Origin of the sequence: Micromonospora sp. NPDC005553 (assembly GCF_042871765.1) — a bacterium.
Lineage (GTDB): Bacteria > Actinomycetota > Actinomycetes > Mycobacteriales > Micromonosporaceae > Micromonospora.
In genome coordinates this window covers 1299118-1316849 of record NZ_JBIAJD010000001.1, presented here as the reverse complement: position 1 = coordinate 1316849, position 17732 = coordinate 1299118, and the positions used below count along the sequence as shown (strand labels likewise).

Below are 17732 nucleotides of genomic sequence, written 5' to 3'. Positions count from 1 at the left end.
CGGTGCCCGCCACCACGGCGTCCGGGTGGCGTGGCCCCGACGGCACGCCCCTGCACGCCGACACGTCGTGCACCCTCACCGACGGAGTGCGGCGCTGGCCGGTGGTGGAAACCATTCCCTGGCTGCGTCCGGACCGCGACGACCTGCGGGAGCAGGCGGTGGCCGCGCTCGACGCGGGTGAACCGGACCAGGCCGCGGTGACGCTGCTCGCCGACTCCGACGACTGGTGGGACGGCGCGGCGCCGCGTGCGGATCAACTCCGTGCGGCGCTCAGTGCCACCACCCTGCGCGACGCGGTGGAGCTGCTCGGACTCGGCCGGGTCGGGGTCTACTTCCTGCACCGCTGGTCCGACCCGAGCTGGTTGGCGGCCCTGGCGCTCACCGCCGCCCATCCGCCCAACGGTCGGCCGGTGGTCGACCTGGCCTGTGGGGCCGGCCACCTGCTGCGACACCTGGTCATGCACGGCCAGCGCGATCTGACCGGCGTCGACGTGGTCTTCGCCAAGCTCTGGCTGGCCCGCCGGTTCGTGCTGCCGCCCGACGCGCCGGTGGCGCTGGTGTGCGCCGACCTGACCGCACCCTGGCCGCTACCACCTCAGACGGCACCTCGCCACGTGACCTGCCACGACGCTCTCTACTTCCTGCCGGACAAGGCTGCCGTGGTGGCCGCCGCGCTCGCCTGCGCCGGGCCCGACGGGGCGGTGCTCCTCGGTCACCTGCACAACGCACAGCACCCCGCCGGTACGACCGGGTTGCCGCTGCCACCCGACGGCTGGACGGACCTGCTGCCGGGCGCCAACGCGTACGCCGAGGAAGACCTGACCGCGGCGACGGCGGCCGGGCGGCTGCCCGCTCCGGCTGACCCCGCCACGCTGATCGGCACCGAGGCTGTCGGCCTGGCCTGGGACGCGGGTCACGCACCGGCCGACGCCGCCCTGCTGGGGCCCGCGTCGGCGAGCCCGCTGCGACCCAATCCGCTCTACACCGACGGGGTCCGCCGCTGGCCCGACCCGCGGTGGGCGGCCGAGTACGGCGACCGGGCCGCCGCGTACCTGCCGGAGCGTTGGCCCATCGGCCCGGGCCCTGACGCGGTACGGCGCCGCCTCCTGCTCGACCTGCCCGAGCGGTGGTGAGCGATGCAACCGGTCGGGTGGGGTGTGGTCGGCTGCGGCTGGGTCGCCCGTGACCACGTAGCCCCGGCTATCCGCGCGGCCGGGCACCGGCTCGTCGCCGCCTGCGACCCGGATCCGGCCGCCGCCCGACGGCTCGCCCCGGATCGGGTGGCCACGACCGACCTGGACAAGCTGCTCGATCACCCGGAGGTCGAGGCGGTACACGTCGCAACGCCCAACCACACCCACGCCGACGTGGTGGCGGCGGTGGCCAAGGCAGGGCTGCCGGTGCTGTGCGAGAAGCCTTTGGCGGCGACGGTGCCCGATGCCCGTCGACTGGTCGACGTCGCCGGTGGCACCCTCGCGGGTGCCGCGTTCGACCAGCGGTTCCATCCCGCCCACCAGCGCATCGCCGCGATGGTCGCCGCCGGTGATCTGGGCACGGTGACCGCGATTCGCATCGTCTACGGCTGTTGGCTGCCCGAGCGGTGGAGTCCCGACGGTCGACCGCACGACAACTGGCGGATCGACCGGGCCCGCTCCGGCGGCGGGGCCCTGGTGGACCTGGCTCCGCACGGCGTCGACCTGGTCGGTGTGCTGCTCGGCGAGGACCTGGTCGAGCTGACCGTGCGGACGCATCGGCGGGTGCATCCCTACCCGGTGGACGACGGGGCGCTGCTGGCCGGCGTGACCGGTGGTGGGGTGCTGGTCCAGGCACACGTGTCGTTCAACACCGCCGATCCGTTGCCTCGACGCCGACTGGAGGTGGTCGGCACTGGCGGGCAACTTGTCGCCGTGGACACCCTGGGTCAGAGCGCCGGCGGCACACTGACCCGTCTCGACGCAGCGACCGGGGTGGCCACCGAGGTGCCCTTCGATGTCGACACGACCCCGTTCGCCGGTCAGGTGCGCGCCTTCTCCGCCGCCGTCCGCGAAGGCGGTTGGGCCTGGCCGTTGGCCCGGGACCTGCGCCTGCACGAGTTGCTGCACACGGCTGCGGAGAGGAGCTGACCGTGCCCCTTCGCCCGTACTCCTGCGCGAACTGCGGCCACTGGCAACGCTGGTTCGCGACCCCGCCGTCCTGTCCGGTCTGCACCGACGTGCGTAACGCGCTGCCCGCGGACGGCTGGCAGTTCGACTCCGCCGACGAGGTGGCGGTCGGACGGCAGGCACGCTCGGCCGTGGTCGCTCCCGGCGTGACCGGCTACTGGTGCGAGCCGCAGCTCGGGCTCGGCAGTACCGGCTGGGTGATCGAGACCGAAGCCGGCCTGGTCGGTTGGGAGGCGGCCGGCTGGTATCCAGCCGAGGCCATCGACGACCTGCGCGCCCGCGGCGGTCTGGTCGCGCTCGGCGCGAGCCACGTACACGGGTACGGCGCTCTGTGGCAGCTTCAGGACGAGCTCGCCCCGCCGGTGCTCGCCATCGGGGTCGACGATCTCATCTGGACCAAGGCGTTCCAGGTGACCTGGCCCACCGACGATCGGCACCCGCTCGCACCCGGCCTGGTGATGTACCGCAGCGGCGGCCACTTCCCCGGGCACAGTGTGCTGCACGACGAGCAGCGCCGAATCCTGTTCGTCGGTGACCTGATCAAGGTGGAGCTGGCCGGCGAGACACCGATCGGCCTCTCGTGCCACAAGGCCTTCCACGCTCAGATCCCGCTGTCGCACGCCGAGGTGCGGCAGGCCCGCGACCTGGTCGAGACGCTCGACTTTGACGCGGTCGCCACACCCTTCGAGTACGCGGCGCCGGTGTCTCGCCGGCAGGTGCTCGCCCTGTTCGACCGGCAGCTGCGGGGGCAGCCGACGGCCGGACCCATACCGATCGAGGAGCTGACGTGACCCGAGCCGCCGAACCGCGTACCCCCGCCATCTCGGCGACGTCGATCGTCGACCGACTCGCCGACGCCCTACCAGCCGGCGAGGTCGGTGACTTCGACATCTCCCAACTGGACCGGCTCGGTCTGCCGGTGATCTCGGCCGACCATCTCGGCGACGGCTGGCCCCGAGCCGCCGCCATGGGTTACGGCGCGACCCTCGAACAGGCGCGCACCGGCGCGTACGGGGAGCTGGCGGAGGCCCTGTTGCTGCACGGACAGCTGCGGGCCATGGTTCCTCGCCGGGCCTCGTACGCGCAGCTTCGCAGCGAGCTGGGCACCGGCGGTGTGGTGGATCCGCGGTCGTTGGTGCTGCCCGCCGGCACCACTGTCGACGACGACCAGCCCCGCTCCTGGCTGCCGACCGTCCGGTGGCGCACCGGCGAGACAGTGCTGGTGCCGGCGGAGTTCTGCGGTTCCGCGAGTGAGGACCTGCCCTGGCAGGACCCGGCCGAGCGGCTCATCACGGTGATCACCAACGGGTCGGGCGCGGGCGACACCATCGAACGGGCCGTCGCACACGGCCTGCTGGAACTGCTGCAACGCGATGGCAACACCACCGCCTTCCGGGCCATGGACGCCGGCGTGGTGATCGACCTCGACGAGGTCCGGGACGCGGTGACCCGAGCCACAGTGGACCGGCTGCGGGCCGCCCACATCGACGTGGTCCCGAAGCTCGCCTCCACCGCATTCGGGCTGGTCGACGTGCACGTCGTCGGTATCGACCAGGAGCCGGAAACTCCTCCGCTGGCCGTCACCGCGTGCGGTGAGGCCGCTCACCCGGACCGGGAGGTCGCACTGCGCAAGGCGCTGCTGGAATACGTCTCGTCCCGCTCCCGCAAGGTCTTCTCCCACGGGCCGTTGGAAGCGCTGCGGCGGTTCACGCCGGAGGAGTACTGGCGGCGGGAGTTCGCCCGACCGGCCGAGTCACAGGAGACGCGCGCGTTGGCCGCGATGCGCGAGTGGACGCACCTGGACGGCGGGCACCTACGTGCCCTGCTGGAACCCGTGGTGCTGGCCCAGCGCAGCACGGTGCCCTTCAGCGCGTTGCCGACCGTCGCTCCCGGAAGCCTCGACGATCCGAGCGCGCTGCTGGCCGACCTGCTGCACCGGCTCGCCGAGTTCGACGTGCTGGTCATCGTCGCACCCGGAGACGGGGCGGTGGCGGTCAAGGTGATCGTGCCTGGGCTCGAGGCGGAGACCATGTCGTACGGGCGGATCGCGGCGCGTGGGGTCGAGCGCCTGATGGAGAGGGACTCGCCGCTGGTCGGGCTCGGGGCACCCCCGCACGGCGGCGCCGCACCGGTGGTCCTCGACCCGGCCGCCCGTGAGCGGCTGGGTGGAGACGCCTGGCTCGACCTGACCGAGGTGGCCCACACCGTCGGCCCGCTCTACCCGCTCTATCGCGAACCGAGCCGGCACGCCGTCGCCCGGAGTCAGACATGAGCCTGCGATACGCCTACAACACCAACGGTATGACGTCGCACCGACTCGACGACGCGCTCGCCCTGCTGGCCGACTGCGGCTACGACGGCGTCGCGCTCACCCTCGACGTGGCCCACCACGACCCGTACGCGCCCGACCTCGCCGGGCGCACCCGCCGGCTGACCCGCCGTCTCGACGCGCTCGGCCTTGCCAGCGTGGTGGAGACCGGTGCGCGCTTCCTGCTCGACCCGCGGCGCAAGCACCATCCCACCCTGGTCTCGCCGGCCGAGGACGACCGGACGCGGCGGCGCGACTTCCTGCGCCTCTGCGTGGACGTCGCTGTCGAACTGGGCAGCGAGGTGGTGTCGTTCTGGGCCGGCGTGCCCGAGCCCGGCATCGACAGTGGCCGGGCCTGGCACTGGCTCGTCGCCGGCGTCCGCGACGTCGTCGAGTACGCCGCCCGGCACGACATGACGTGCGCCTTCGAGCCGGAGCCGGGCATGCTGGTCGACGACTGCGACGACTGGGCCCGGCTCGCGGCCGAGGTCCCCGGTCTCACGCTGGCCCTGGACACCGGTCACTGCCTCGTGTCCGGCCGGTACGACCCGGCCGCCGCGGTGCGCGCCTTCGCGACCCGTCTGGGCGCCTGTGCCATCGAGGACATGCCCCGCGGCCGGCACGAGCACCGCGCCCCCGGCGAGGGAGATCTCGACTTCCCAGCCGTGCTCGGCGCGCTGACCGAGGCGGGCTATTCCGGGCTGGTCAGCCTCGAACTCTCCCGGGACGCACACCGGGCCGACACCCTGGTGCCTGCCGCACTGGCCGCGCTGCGCCATGCCGAGCAGCAGCCCCGTACCTCCGTCGAGCTGAAGGCCGGTGTCCGATGAGAATCTGCCTCGTGTCGCGCCGCTACTGGCCGGCCGTCTCCGGAATGAGCGCGTACGCCGAGAACCTGCTGCGGCACCTGGTCCGCGCCGGCCACGAGCCCACCCTGGTGTCCCAGTACCGGGGCGACACCGCAGGCCGCGCCGTGTACGGCGGCGGCCCACCACCGCCGGACCGGGTGCCAGCCGGCGTGGAGGTGCACGCCCTGGAGGCGCTCGGGGAGCAGGCCGTGGGCCGGGGCGAGCCGGCGGACTTCGAGGCGGACGTCGCGGAGATGACCGACACTGTGCTGCGGCTGCACGCCCGCCGACCCTTCGACGTGCTGCACGCGCAGTACGCGTACCCCAACGGGCTTGCGGTGCTCCGCGCCGCCCAGGCGACCGGACTACCCGCCGTGGTCTCCGTGCAGGGCGGCGACGGTCACTGGGTCGGCACCTGCTGTGCCACCCACCGTTACCTGGTGCGGGCGGTTTTCGCGCACGCGCCGGCGCTGCTGATCGGGTCGCCGTCGTTCGCCGCCGAAGTCAGCCAGCGACACGAGCTCGATCCGACCCGCTTCACCGTCGTACCCGGCGCTACCGACACCGAACGATTCGTGCCGGTCGCGTCGCCCGGTCGGGTCTCGGACCCGGCTGTGCTGCTGTACCACGGCCGGGTCGACGCGCGGAAGGGCGTGCTCGACCTGCTCGACGCGGTCGCCAAGCTTCGCGCGGAAGCGGTGCCGGTGCGTCTCCTGCTCTCGGGCATCGGCCCCGACCTGGGCACCGTCGAGACCCGGATCACCGAACTGGGCCTCGCCGACACCGTCGAACTGCTCGGCGCGGTGCCCTACGAGCGGGCCCACGAGGTGTACGCGCGGGGAGAGATCTTCGTCAGCCCCACCTACGCGGAGGGCTTCTCCAACACCATCCTGGAGGCGATGGCCAGCGGCCTGCCGGTCATCTCCACCGACGTGGTCGGCGTCCGCGACTGCGTGCGCCCGGAGGAGAACGGTCTGCTGGTGCCGGCCGGCGACCCAGCGGCGCTGGCGGGAGCCGTCCGTCGCCTGCTCGATGACCCGGCGCTGCGCCGTCGGCTCGCCGGACAGGCCCGCAGTGACGTCGAGCAGCAGTGGAGCTGGCCGGTCATCGCTGATCGGATCACCGCCGTCTACAACGGGCTGGCCGCACCCGTGCCGGAGATCCCCGACCCGCCGGTCGAATCGGCCTGCCGCTTCCGCGCGGCACCGCACCTGCTGTGAGCGCGAGGAGCATGTCGGGTTCGCGAGCCCGACAGCCCGGAACGGCAGACCGCCGGTGACGACGTGTCCCGGAGTCGCGGTGGCGGTCAGCCCGCACCTGGACGACGCGGTGTTCTCCGTCGGCGGCACCCTCGCGGCGCTGGCGGCGACGGGTTGGACGGTACGAGTGGTCACCTGCTTCACCGCGAGCGTGCCTGACCTGTCGCCGTTCGCCCTGGCCTGTCAGCTCGACAAGGGGATCGCGGCCGACGTCGACTACATGGCGCTTCGCCGGGCGGAGGACGAAGCAGCCTGTGCGGTGCTCGGGGTGCAACCGGTCCACCTGCCACTGCCTGAGGCGCCGCACCGCGGTTATTCCGATCCGGCCGCGCTCTTCGCCGGTGTTCGAGGCGACGACCGGGTGGCGGCGGCCCTCGTACCGGCGCTGCGTCCGCATCTGGCGGACGCCGGCGTGATCCTCGCGCCACAGGCCCTCGGTGACCACGCCGACCATCGCGTCGTCACCGAGACGGTCGCCGCGCTCAGGCCGGACGGCCTGTGGTGGCGGGACGTGCCGTACGTCAGTCGGCAACCAGCTGCGTCACCGTGGCGCTGCGTGCCCGACGGTGTCGAGGCGGGTGCCGACATCAGCGATCATCTGGCCAGGAAGGTGGCGGCCGCCACCAGCTATCACAGCCAACTCGGGTTCCAGTTCGGTCAGATTGGGGTGGCTCCGCTGCTGCGGAACCTCGCCGCCGAGGAGGCTGCCAGGTTGGGCCTGCCGGGCGTGGTAGAGGCGTTGCGCGGGAGGGTGGACCGTCTCCGGTTGATCGGCGCGGTGCACCCGGGGGTCCGCGGGATGGACGTGGTCACGCCGCCGGTCGTGGATCGGGAGTCCCTGAAGGACCGGCACTACGACTGAGCGTCCACACATTGGCTCGGTTGCAGCGACGGTCGTCTTGGATGCCGCCGTCCGCCACGTTGCGGCATGGCTCCCGGCGATCCGGTGCTACGACTGCGTGGCGAGTGGTTGGTGGGTCGGTGCGTTGATCGTTTCCCAGTCCGAGTGCGGGGGTGCAGGGCTGCGCCATTGGGCGAGTAGTACGGTGGCGTCGTCCTGCAGGCGGTCGTCCTGGTGCTCGAGGATGGCGTGCACGAGCCGGCGGGCGGTTTCGGGCAGGGGCAGTTGGTCGGCGACTGCTCGGGTGGCGAATTCGACGAGGCGCTCCACGCCGAATGTCTCGCCTGCGGATGTTCGGGCTTCGATGATGCCGTCGGTGTAGAGCAGCACCTGATCGCCAGGTTCGAGAGCTTCCTCGACGACGACCGGTGGGCGCTGGTCGCCGAGGGTGACCGGGAGGGCGGTCGGGGTGGGCAGGACCTTGACGACCTTGCCGTCGCGCAGCACGATTCCGCTCGGGTGACCGGCGGAGATGACCTGCAGGATGCCGGTGCGCTGGTCGAGTTCGGCGAGAACTGCGGTGATCATCCCGTACCGGTCGTGGCCGCGGACGGCGGCGTCGATGTGATGGTAGGTGGCAGTGAGGTCCAGGCCGGTGCGGCGGGCGTTGCGGTAGGCGGCGAGAGCGATAGAGGCGAGCACCACGGCCCGCATCCCGCCGCTGGAACCATGACCGGCCGCGTCGAACAACGCCAAATGTGCCGTGTCGCCGTTGACCGCGTAGTCGAACGCGTCGCCGCCCACGTCGTAGCAGGGTTCGAGGATGCCGCTGATCATCAGGTGTCCGGTCGAGAAGGTCAGCGGCGGTAGCTGCGCGCGTAACATTTCCGCGGCCAGTTGCATGGGTGCCCGGCGCCGGATCTGCTCGATCGTGTCGCTGTACAGACTCCGTGTCACGACGAGCTCGGCGAGCAGGGACGCGACCGCGACGCAGTCGTCAACGCTGTCGTTGTGCAGCGGGCCGTCGGCGACCACTTCCAGCACCCCCATGCGTTCACTGCCGTCGAGCACCGGCACCCACACCCGCTCGCCCTCATTACCGCTGGCGCCACGGCAGGTCGCCGCCGTGCTGAATGCGCGTCCGGCGAGAGTTCCGTCAATCTCGATCGGTTCGCGGGCTGGCGCGCTGCCACCCAGCAGTGGCAGCAGCAGCCGCTGCTGATGATCCACCAGGTAGATCACCAGGGCGCGCGCATCCAACAAGGGCGCCGCGCGCATCGCCATCTCCGGCAGGTCATCCGGACGTGCGTGGTGTGACTGCTGCAGCAACTGCCGCAGCGACTCCAAGCTACTCACGCGGACCCTCCTCCAAGCCGACCCACAGCATGCCACCGAGCAATCGTGGCGGACGCCGGGGCGACCCGGGTGACCTCGGCGACCCCGCGACACGTCAGCCATGATCTGCGCCCCGGAATTGCCACACCGACGAGCACGATCCGCCGCCCGGAACACCGATCCCACTCGCGGTGCCGTGACCAGCGCGTCCTCCGCCGTGAAGTACTTGGCGAATCCGAAGAGGTCGACACCGCAGCTAGATTTGGGCCAGCTGCAGAGTTGCGCTGAGCGTCAACGGCGGTGGGGCAATGGATCGTGTCGCCCCTCGGACACCAAATTTCGTGGAAAACACAATAAATAGGACAGAACGACTGTCTATTTGTACCTATTTAGGCCCCAATGCTGTAATTCTGGATTGCTCGCTGGCTGTGACCTCGAGCACGTGGCAGCGGTCCCAGCCGGCCGGATCGAAGTCGGCCGGCCCGTCCCAGGTCTCCAGCCGGATGTCGCTACCCAGCACCATGGCGTCGTCGATGTTCTCGACCACCACGTAGCCCGGCGCCGAGCTGACCCATTGATCGAGCTCGTGCGGTGGGGGTGGAACGTTGCGCCGGTCATTGCTGTCGTCGATCATCGCGAACAGTCGATAGTCGACATCGACGTACAGCTCGGTGTGCTCGACCAGCGCTGCCATGCTGGCCCCTTCCCGCTCGGTGGACTACGAGGGTAGTGATCTCCCGCTGACCGTGAGGTCGCCGCCGTGCTCGACGACCGCGACGGCGTACTAGACGACGCCCACGGTGACGCGTGGTGGGCGTGGCTTCGCCTGTCCAACGCGCTCGCGCTGCGCGACTGGCCGACGATTGTGACGACGACCAGCGTCCTCGGACCGGCGAGCGTCGCCCCGTCCGACGAGACTCCCGGCCACGGGCGCCCCGTGGGTGCGTGCCTTCGGACGGGCAAGTGCAGCCTGGTGTGAGCCATCAAGGCCCCGTCGACGGATGATCGAGTGTCCGGATCTGCCGCTGACAGAGCGTGGTGTTCGTGAGGCGCTTATCTACGGCCGGGCGGTGGCGTGCCGCGCACAGGGACCTGAGCGAGAATGGGCCAGTTCGAACTCTGCTCAACCCTGAAAGGACCCTCCCTTGGCCGGTGGACTCGTAGCCCTGCTGGATGACGTGGCGGTGCTGGCCCGGGCCGCTGCCGCGTCGATCGATGACATTGGGGCGGCCGCCGCGAAGGCCGGCGCCAAGGCTGCGGGCGTCGTCGTCGACGATGCTGCCGTCACGCCGCAGTACGTGCGGAGCCTCGCGGCCGAGCGCGAGTTGCCGATTATCAAGCGCATTGCCGTGGGGTCGCTGCGCAACAAGTTCTTCATCATCCTGCCGGCGGTGCTGCTGCTCAGTCAGTTCGTGCCCTGGCTGCTCACTCCGATCCTCATGCTCGGCGGCGCCTACCTCTGTTACGAAGGCGCGGAGAAGGTGTGGGCCAAGATCGCCCATCACGGCGCCTCCGGCGCGGGCGAGGAGAAGGTGCAGGACGAGACGACACTGGTGTCCGGGGCGGTACGAACCGACCTGATCCTCTCGGCGGAGATCATGGTCATCAGCCTTAACGAGGTGATCGATGAGGCGTTCTGGTCCCGCCTGGTGATCCTGGCTGTCGTCGCCGTCGTCATAACCGTCCTGGTGTACGGCGTGGTGGCCCTGATCGTGAAGATGGACGACGCCGGGCTGCGCCTGTCGCAACGTTCCGGCGCCGTCGCCACGTTCGGCCGCGGTCTGGTGAGGGCGATGCCGGTGGTCCTCACCGTGCTGACGGTGGTCGGCACCGCGGCGATGTTGTGGGTGGGCGGGCACATCCTGCTGCTGGGCACGAACGAGCTGAACCTGCACTTCCTGTACGAGGCCGTGCACCACGTGGAGGTCGCTGCCCACGACGCCACGGGTGTTCTCGGCGGGCTCGTCGGCTGGCTCGTCAACACGGTGGCCAGCGCGATCCTCGGGCTGATCGTCGGAGCGCTGGTCGTGCTGGTCATGACTCTCACGTTCCACCGCCGCAAACCCGAGGCTGCGGCCGCGACTGCGACGGCCGCGACTCGTACTGACGGCACCATCCCCGCGCCGCCGAGCCGTGCAGCTCGGCGTCCCGACGCTCCTGCGGACCAAGCGCCGCGCGGATGACCACGAAATCACCGCAACTCGACCACGGGGCCAGGCGTTCTGGTGCCGAACCGCGCCTGGTACGGGTGCAAGGTGGACCGGGACGGCCGGATTGTCGGGTGATGGTTTCGTCCAGGTCGAGGATTGCCAGGACGCGGGCAGCCGTCGCGGCCGGCTTGCGCACGGTGAAGGTCCGACCGAGCCTGATGCCGGGCAGCACGCCCTCGATGTGCTGGCACCGGACGTCCCGCGCGCGCCCAAGGCCACCGGCGCGACATATGAAGCCGGACTCGCGTATGTCGGGCAGTACACGCAACGACGCACACGGTTCGCCGAGGCGTACGCCGCGCTCGCGCGCGACTGACGACCGCAAAGCCAACCCGCTGCCGTCGGCCCGGTGTCACCGGTAGCCGAGCGACTGCGTACTGCCTAGCCTCAACGAGATCGAGGAACAGCTTCTGGCTCGGCGGCACGGCGCAGAACGGGAGGCCCTTGCTCGGCGAGTTTGAAGGCGACACCCACAGCATCCGAGTCTGCCGAAAAGGGGAGTTTGCCCGACCGGCCGTCTGGACACCTGTCTGTCATGTTCGATGACTTCACGGACGAGCGGGTCGACGTCGGGGAAGTGGAGCTACGAGTCCGGCACGCCGGACAGGGCCTTCCGGTTCTTCTCATTCATGGCCATCCCCGTACCGGTTCGACGTGGCATCGGGTCGCGCCGCAGTTGGTCGAACGCGGGTTCACCGTTGTCTGTCCGGACATGCGCGGCTACGGACAGTCGGGGAAAGCGCGTATCCTCCCCGACCACTCCCAGCAGTCCAAGCGAGCAGTCGCAGCGGATCTCGTCCGGCTGATGAATGCTCTGGGCCACCCGCGCTTCGCCGTAGTTGGGCACGACCGCGGTTCCTACGTCGGGCTACGCCTGGCACTGGACCATCCCCACGCAGTTAGCCATCTGGTCGTGCTCGACGGCGTGCCGATCAGCGAGGCCCTCGCGAGGTGCGACGCCACGTTCGCCCGCGACTGGTACCACTGGTTCTTCTTCGCCCAGGCTGACACGCCAGAACGGGTCATTAACGCCGATCCCGACGCCTGGTACGCCAGCAAGGCGCGGCCCGACAGCATGGGAGCCGAAAACTACCAGGAGTTCCGGCAGGCCATCCACGACCCAGCCACGGTGCGGGCGATGCTGGAGGACTACCGCGCTGGCCTCGGAGTTGACCGAGAGCACGAGGAAGCCGACCGGCATGCCGGCCGCACCGTAGGCTGCCCGACGCTCTTCCTCTGGTCCACACGGGACGACATGGAGAATCTGTACGGTGATCCGCTCACGATCTGGGCGGCGTGGGCCGATGATCTTCGTGGTCATCCGATTGAGTCCGGACACCACGTCGCTGAAGAAAATCCCGACGGCTTGACCACAGCGCTGCGGGACTTTCTCACCTGACAGTCTCGCTCCGCCGCGCTGGTCCACCACGAGGGCACCGGGCAGCACTTCGGCGCCTGGATCGATTCGGGCCTGACCAAGGTGGCGTTCCTGAGCGGGACCCAGTTCACGCCGGAGAACGTCGCCATCGCACACCACGTATCGTCCAGCGCGAAACCGTTCCGCCGATCTTGAGGTGATGGACTCGACGCCTCCGCTTCGTAGGCCGTTTCCAACGAATGCGCCTATGGCGTCGCGGTGCCTTGAGGCGCGTCGTCGCTACGACGACGATGGCTCGTGCCGAGAAGCCTGCCTAAACAGCCTGAACCCGTTAGGCAGGAGTGACTGTCATCAGGTCGGCCAGGCCTGCGATGGTCAGGACGGGAGCCAGGAGTGGGCTGGCGATGAGGTGGATCCGCTCGACGTGGGGAAACAGGACCGCGAGACCCGCGCTGTCGAGGTATTCCAGTGCGGTCAGATTGACCGTCAGCTGGCCGCAGGCGGCTTCTACGGCGCGGGTGAGGGCTGCTGCGAAGTCGGCGGCGTTGCTCATGTCAACCTCGCCGGTTGCGGTCAGTACGGGAGTGCCGTCTGACTGGTGACTGGTGGTGAGGGTCAGCGGGGTGCTCATGAAATCCTCGCCTGCATGTCGATGGTGGTGCCGGTGGCGCCGGGCGTGATGGTGATGGCGTCCATCAGGGCACGCATGAGGACCAGGCCCCGTCCCCGGTGGGTGTCGGCGTCCGGCTGGGGTGTCTTCCAGCGCCCGCTGTCGGTAACGCTGAGGTGCAGGCCGCCGGCGGTGGCGGTGGCCCGTAGCCGGATCCGTCCGCCGGGGTTGTCGCGGTGGCCGTGCTCGATGGCGTTGGCGCAGGCTTCGCCGACGGCCACCAGGACGTTGTAGGCGTTGGTGGGATCGAGTCCGCAGCGCTCAAGCCAGCTTCTCAGGGCGGTGCGTACGGGTGCGAGACCGGCGCTTTCGGCGGCGAAGTCGAGTTCCAACGGGCCGGGATGGCGGTAGAGCAGGACCGCGACGTCGTCGTCGTACCCCCCCGACGGGCTGAGTTGGTCCATGACATCGGTGGCGAGCGTCTCGATGGGGTGGGCGCGTCCGTTCTGGATCACCGTCACGACGTGGTCGATGCCTGCGGTGAGCGGTTGGCGGCGGCGTTCGACAAGTCCATCGGTGTAGAGCATCAAGGTCGCCCGCGCTGGCACACGTTCCTCAGCTTCGGGCCGCTCGGCGCTGCCTCGAACTCCGAGGGGACGCGAGTGGCCCTGGTCAAGCATCCGGGTGAGGCCGTCGGGAGAGGTGATGATGGCGGGAGGATGCCCGGCGCTGGCGTAGCGCAGGTGCCCGGTCGTCGGGTCGAGGACGCCGCAGAAGACCGTCGCGCACAGCGCTCCGGGCAACTGGGCGGCGAAACGATCGAGTGCGGTGAGCGTGCGCGACGGGCTGGAATCCTGCAGCAGCAGAGCACGACAGGCGCTGCGCAACTGTCCCATGACGGTGGCGGCTCGCAGTCCGTGACCAACGCAGTCTCCGACGACAATGCCGATCTGCCCGTCGACGAGCGCGATGGTGTCGTACCAGTCGCCGCCGACCTTCAACGGCCGGGTGGCGGGTGCGTACCGCGCGGCGAAACCACTGGGCAGCTGTGCGGGCCCGAGGATGGCCCGTTGCAACGCGAGGGCGGTTTCCCGCTGCTGATCGATCTGCTGCACCCGCTGCAGCCCTTGGCTGAGGTGGCCGGCCAGCAAGGCCAGCAGGGTCTCGTCCTGTTCGGTGACGGGGCGCCTCTCGCCGAGGTCGATCCACAGGGCCATCGTGCCGTGCGGGTGGTCGACGGCGATTCCGACGCCCGTGGTCCGGTCCGCGACCGTGGTGAGCAGGGGCCGGTCCCGCAGGACGGTGAGCATCTGCCGGCGCTGGTCGGACAGGGTGTCCCAGCGCTGGTGCGGATCGGTCGTGGCGATCGTCGGGGTGTGCGAGCCGTCGAAGACCGCCGCGAGCACTCGCCTCGCGCGCCACAGCCCCCGTAGCTCATCGAGGACGCCGTGCAGGGCGTTGGCGAGGTTGTCCGCCTGCGACAGACGGATGCTCAGGGCGGCCAGCGCGCTCTCCCGTTGTACGGCGTAGTGCTCCGCCGTGACATCGCGGAAGGTGCCGACGATGACCCGTCGACCGGTATCGGGGTCCTGCACCTGGTTGAAAGCGGCGGCGGCCCACAGACGATGGCCGTCTCGGTGAGTCACCGGGATGGTGTACGCGCCGCTGGTCTGACCCACCAGCAGGGTGAGGGCATCGACGACTTGCTGGTATGCCTCGGGCTCTGCGTCCTGGCTTGGCCACCAAGGGGGATTGGCGGGGTAGGGAAGCCCTTCGGGGCCGTAGCCGAGGATATCGGTGAACGTGGTGTTGATCTCGATGACGGCGCCGTTCTCGTCGCAGACGAAAAAGGCCTCCTGTAGCGAGTCGATGAGGGCTGTGCGCCACCGAGCGTGGTGATTGCGCAGCCGGGCCAACTTCACGTTCGTCCGCACCCGGGCCAGCAGTTCGGCGGCGGCGAACGGCTTGACCAGGTAGTCATCCGCCCCCGCCTCCAACCCCTCGATGGAAGCCTCCTGCCCTGCCCGCGCCGACAGCAGTAGGACCGGAGTTCCCGCCGTACGAGGTTCGGCGCGCAGCGCGGCTACCAGTTGCAGACCATCCAAGCGAGGCATCATCACGTCACTGACGACCAGATCGGGTTGGTTGACGCGTGCCGCTTGCAAGGCCGCTTGGCCGTCGTTGACTGCCTCGACCCGGTAGCCGGCCGAGCGCAGCAGGCGGGTGAGGTACTCCCGCATGTCAGCGTTGTCGTCAGCGACCAGGACATGCGCCGGGCTTGGCCGCACGTCTGTCGTCGATTCCCGCGCGCTGCTTCCGGCAACCACGTCGAGCGCGCTCGTTGAAGGCTCCTGTGGTAACCATCGCAGCGCCTCCTCGACGAACGGTTCGGCGGTGGCGGCGACGTCGTACTCCTCGCCAGGAGTGACGGTGCCCGGCGGCAGGTGAAGGCTACCGAAGGGCAGCCCGACGGTGAAGGTGGTGCCCTGTCCGACGGTGCTGTCGGCGCTGACGTCGCCGCCCTGTAACCCGACGAGTTCCCTCACCAGCGCCAAGCCGATGCCACTGCCCTCGTTCGAACGTGAGCGGACGTTCTCGATGCGGTGGAAACGTTCGAACAGCCGCGGCATCTCCTCGGCCGGCACGCCGATCCCCGTGTCGGCCACGGTCACCACAGCCCGGCCGCCCTCGGCGCGTAGCCGTACTCGGATCGAGCCGTCGAAGGTGAACTTCAGGGCGTTGCTAAGGAGGTTCAGGATGATCTTTTCCCACATGCCCCGGTCGACATACACCGGCTCGGGGAGCGGGGAGCAGTCCACCTCGAAGGTGAGACCCGCGCGTTCGACGGCGGAGCGGAACACGCTGGCGAGATCAGCGGTGACCGCGGCGAGGTCCACCGGCTCGTAGCGGGCCTGCATCCGTCCCGCCTCGATCCGGGAGAAGTCCAGCAGCGCGTTGACCAGCTTGCCGAGTCGCAGCCCGTTGCGGTGCATGACCTGCAACTCCTCGAGCACCCCCTCGTCGGTGTCGCCGAGTCGGGAACGCAACTCCTCCAGCGGACCCATGATCAATGTCAGTGGAGTGCGGAACTCGTGGCTGATGTTGGAGAAGAATGCCGTCTTGGCGCGGTCGATCTCGGCGAGTTCCTCGGCCCGCTGCTGCTGCGCCTGGTAGCTGCGCGCACTGGAGATCCCGGCCGCCACGTGGCCCGCTGCCAGATCGACGAAGCCTCGGTAACTGTCATCGAGCGCCCGGTACCGATTCAAGCCGGCCACCAGGAAGCCGTACGGCCTCTCGCCCTGTTGCAGCAGCGGCACCAGGAGTGCCTGCGTCGGCGGCTGCGACCACGCACCGGTAGGCAGTCCCACGAACGGGGCGCCATCGAGCCGAACAAGTTGTGACTCACCCCGCGCCAGCGCCGCAAGCGGCCACACCATGGCCGGCTCATTGGCCAAAATCGTGCGAGGGGCTGCGGGGTGACCTGCGGGGATGCCCGCGGCCGCCGCCAGGCGAGCGCTACCGTCGCCATCGAGAAGGTAGATCGCCGTGAACGGCAGGTCGAGGTCGTTACGTCCGAGTTGCCGGCCAGCGAAGGCCAACATCTCCTCTTCGGTCCGCACCACGCTGGGATCGGACCCGAGCTCACGCAGCGTGGTCATCCGCCGTTCGCCGACGACCCGCTCGGTGTCCTCGCTGACCACGCACAACATGCCGATGAGGGCGTTGCCGTCGTCGCGCAGCGGGCTGTAGGAGAAGGTGTGGTAGCTCTCCTCCCGATAACCGGACCGCTCCAGGAACAGCAGCAACGCCTGATCCCAGGTCGCCACGCCGGTGGTCAGCACCCGATCGATCCGAGGGCCAATGTCCGGCCAGATCTCCGCCCACACCTCACTGGCTGGTCGACCCAGAGCCCACGGGTACTTGCGGCCGAGGGTGTCACGCCGGTACGCGGCGTTGCAGAAGAACGTCAGCTGAGGACCCCAGGCCATCCACATCGGGAAGCGCGACGACAGCAGAATGCTCACCGCCGTCCGCAGGCTCTGCGGCCACCCTGCGGGATCTCCCAGCGGAGTCGACGCCCAGTCCACCTTCGCGAGGTCACGGCCGATTTCGCCGTCACCGGCGAACACGTCGGCCCTGGTAAAAGGCCTTTGTGTGGCGCTGCTCATCGTGGCGACACTCCCTCGAACCGCACGCCTGACCCAGCGGCACCCATTTCGCAGCACGGATCGGTGCTGCCCTCTGGCACCGACGTGCCGACGCGCAGATGCCTCGCGGCATCGTAAAACATGTTCAGCCTGCCGGCCCGCCAGAGGACGGCGGGAGCGTGACGCACGGTCGCGTGCGGTTCTACCAGCCCGCCCCCTTGGAGCCGGTATCTGCGCTTCGCTGGCTTGCGCGGTGCCTGGACGAGATCTTCTCCGTGCCTCGCCTGATCACGACGATGCCGCGGGTGGCCGTCGTGGCCGGTCGCACGCTGGGCGAGAATCGCGAACGGCAACAGCATCCGCGACTGCTCCTCGGCGTAGGCCACCTCAACAGGCGACAAGTCGAGCTGCCGTTTCCTCCTGCGCGAGGCAGCTGTGAGGAAGACTGGAACCATCAAGCGGTGGCCAACTTGATCGATGTCTGCCGAAACCGTACGGATTGCGTGCCTGCCTGCTCGTGGCTGCTGGCGGATCCCGAACCTGACCTGAGCGGTCGCACAGGGAGTGGCGAGAGTGAGTTATTCGGATCTTGGTGCCCGTAGCGACCGTGGCAGCGCGTACGCCGAGCTGTCT

15 protein-coding genes are annotated in these 17732 nt (G+C 69.7%); 11 read left to right on the top strand and 4 right to left on the bottom strand.

What is annotated here, in order from left to right; translation table 11 throughout:
- Positions 1-2: 2 nt before the first annotated feature.
- From ACFYPG_RS05950 to ACFYPG_RS05920, 7 genes are all read left to right on the top strand, one after another.
- Positions 3-1133 (top strand): class I SAM-dependent methyltransferase, encoded by a 1131-nt coding sequence (locus ACFYPG_RS05950; protein ID WP_355008269.1) that lies wholly within the window; start codon positions 3-5, stop codon positions 1131-1133.
- A gap of 3 nt (positions 1134-1136) precedes the next feature.
- Positions 1137-2123, top strand: coding sequence for a Gfo/Idh/MocA family oxidoreductase (locus tag ACFYPG_RS05945; RefSeq protein WP_355008268.1), 987 nt, complete (start codon positions 1137-1139; stop codon positions 2121-2123).
- 2 nt (positions 2124-2125) lie between these two features.
- The gene (locus ACFYPG_RS05940) at positions 2126-2953 is read left to right on the top strand and encodes an MBL fold metallo-hydrolase (RefSeq protein ID WP_355008267.1); all 828 of its coding nucleotides are present in this window, start codon (positions 2126-2128) and stop codon (positions 2951-2953) included.
- Entirely contained in the window at positions 2950-4434 is a 1485-nt protein-coding gene (locus tag ACFYPG_RS05935) for a YcaO-like family protein (protein WP_355008266.1), read from the top strand. The genes ACFYPG_RS05940 and ACFYPG_RS05935 overlap by 4 nt, the downstream gene beginning before the upstream one ends.
- Positions 4431-5300, top strand: coding sequence for a sugar phosphate isomerase/epimerase family protein (locus tag ACFYPG_RS05930; RefSeq protein ID WP_355008265.1), 870 nt, complete (start codon positions 4431-4433; stop codon positions 5298-5300). Before ACFYPG_RS05935 ends, ACFYPG_RS05930 begins: the two co-directional genes overlap by 4 nt.
- On the top strand, positions 5297-6538 hold the full coding sequence (locus ACFYPG_RS05925; RefSeq protein WP_355008264.1) for a glycosyltransferase family 4 protein: 1242 nt from the start codon (positions 5297-5299) through the stop codon (positions 6536-6538). Before ACFYPG_RS05930 ends, ACFYPG_RS05925 begins: the two co-directional genes overlap by 4 nt.
- 79 nt (positions 6539-6617) lie before the next feature.
- The gene (locus tag ACFYPG_RS05920) at positions 6618-7439 is read left to right on the top strand and encodes a PIG-L family deacetylase (RefSeq protein ID WP_355008263.1); all 822 of its coding nucleotides are present in this window, start codon (positions 6618-6620) and stop codon (positions 7437-7439) included.
- Positions 7440-7526: 87 nt separating this feature from the next.
- Here ACFYPG_RS05920 and ACFYPG_RS05915 read toward each other — a convergent pair whose 3' ends face one another.
- Both ACFYPG_RS05915 and ACFYPG_RS05910 read right to left on the bottom strand, forming a co-directional pair.
- Positions 7527-8774, bottom strand: a complete 1248-nt coding sequence (locus tag ACFYPG_RS05915; protein WP_355008262.1) for a PP2C family protein-serine/threonine phosphatase — start codon at positions 8772-8774, stop codon at positions 7527-7529.
- Between the two features lie 364 nt (positions 8775-9138).
- Positions 9139-9447 (bottom strand): hypothetical protein, encoded by a 309-nt coding sequence (locus tag ACFYPG_RS05910; RefSeq protein ID WP_387350586.1) that lies wholly within the window; start codon positions 9445-9447, stop codon positions 9139-9141.
- Positions 9448-9513: 66 nt separating this feature from the next.
- On the opposite strand from ACFYPG_RS05910, the gene ACFYPG_RS05905 reads away from it, so the two are divergent.
- From ACFYPG_RS05905 to ACFYPG_RS05890, 4 genes are all read left to right on the top strand, one after another.
- On the top strand, positions 9514-9732 hold the full coding sequence (locus ACFYPG_RS05905; protein WP_387350585.1) for a hypothetical protein: 219 nt from the start codon (positions 9514-9516) through the stop codon (positions 9730-9732).
- Positions 9733-9931: 199 nt separating this feature from the next.
- Positions 9932-10936 (top strand): DUF808 domain-containing protein, encoded by a 1005-nt coding sequence (locus ACFYPG_RS05900; RefSeq protein ID WP_387350583.1) that lies wholly within the window; start codon positions 9932-9934, stop codon positions 10934-10936.
- Positions 10937-11027: 91 nt separating this feature from the next.
- Complete coding sequence (locus ACFYPG_RS05895) at positions 11028-11279, top strand: hypothetical protein (RefSeq protein WP_387350581.1); 252 nt, start codon at positions 11028-11030, stop codon at positions 11277-11279.
- A 219-nt stretch (positions 11280-11498) separates the two neighbouring features.
- A complete protein-coding gene (locus tag ACFYPG_RS05890) occupies positions 11499-12362 on the top strand; it encodes an alpha/beta fold hydrolase (RefSeq protein ID WP_387350580.1) in 864 nt (287 codons plus the stop codon).
- 310 nt (positions 12363-12672) lie between these two features.
- Here ACFYPG_RS05890 and ACFYPG_RS05885 read toward each other — a convergent pair whose 3' ends face one another.
- Together ACFYPG_RS05885 and ACFYPG_RS05880 are read right to left on the bottom strand one after the other, a co-directional pair.
- Positions 12673-12972, bottom strand: a complete 300-nt coding sequence (locus ACFYPG_RS05885) for an STAS domain-containing protein (RefSeq protein ID WP_387350578.1) — start codon at positions 12970-12972, stop codon at positions 12673-12675.
- Complete coding sequence (locus tag ACFYPG_RS05880; protein WP_387350576.1) at positions 12969-17120, bottom strand: SpoIIE family protein phosphatase; 4152 nt, start codon at positions 17118-17120, stop codon at positions 12969-12971. The genes ACFYPG_RS05885 and ACFYPG_RS05880 overlap by 4 nt, the downstream gene beginning before the upstream one ends.
- Positions 17121-17732 lie beyond the last annotated feature (612 nt).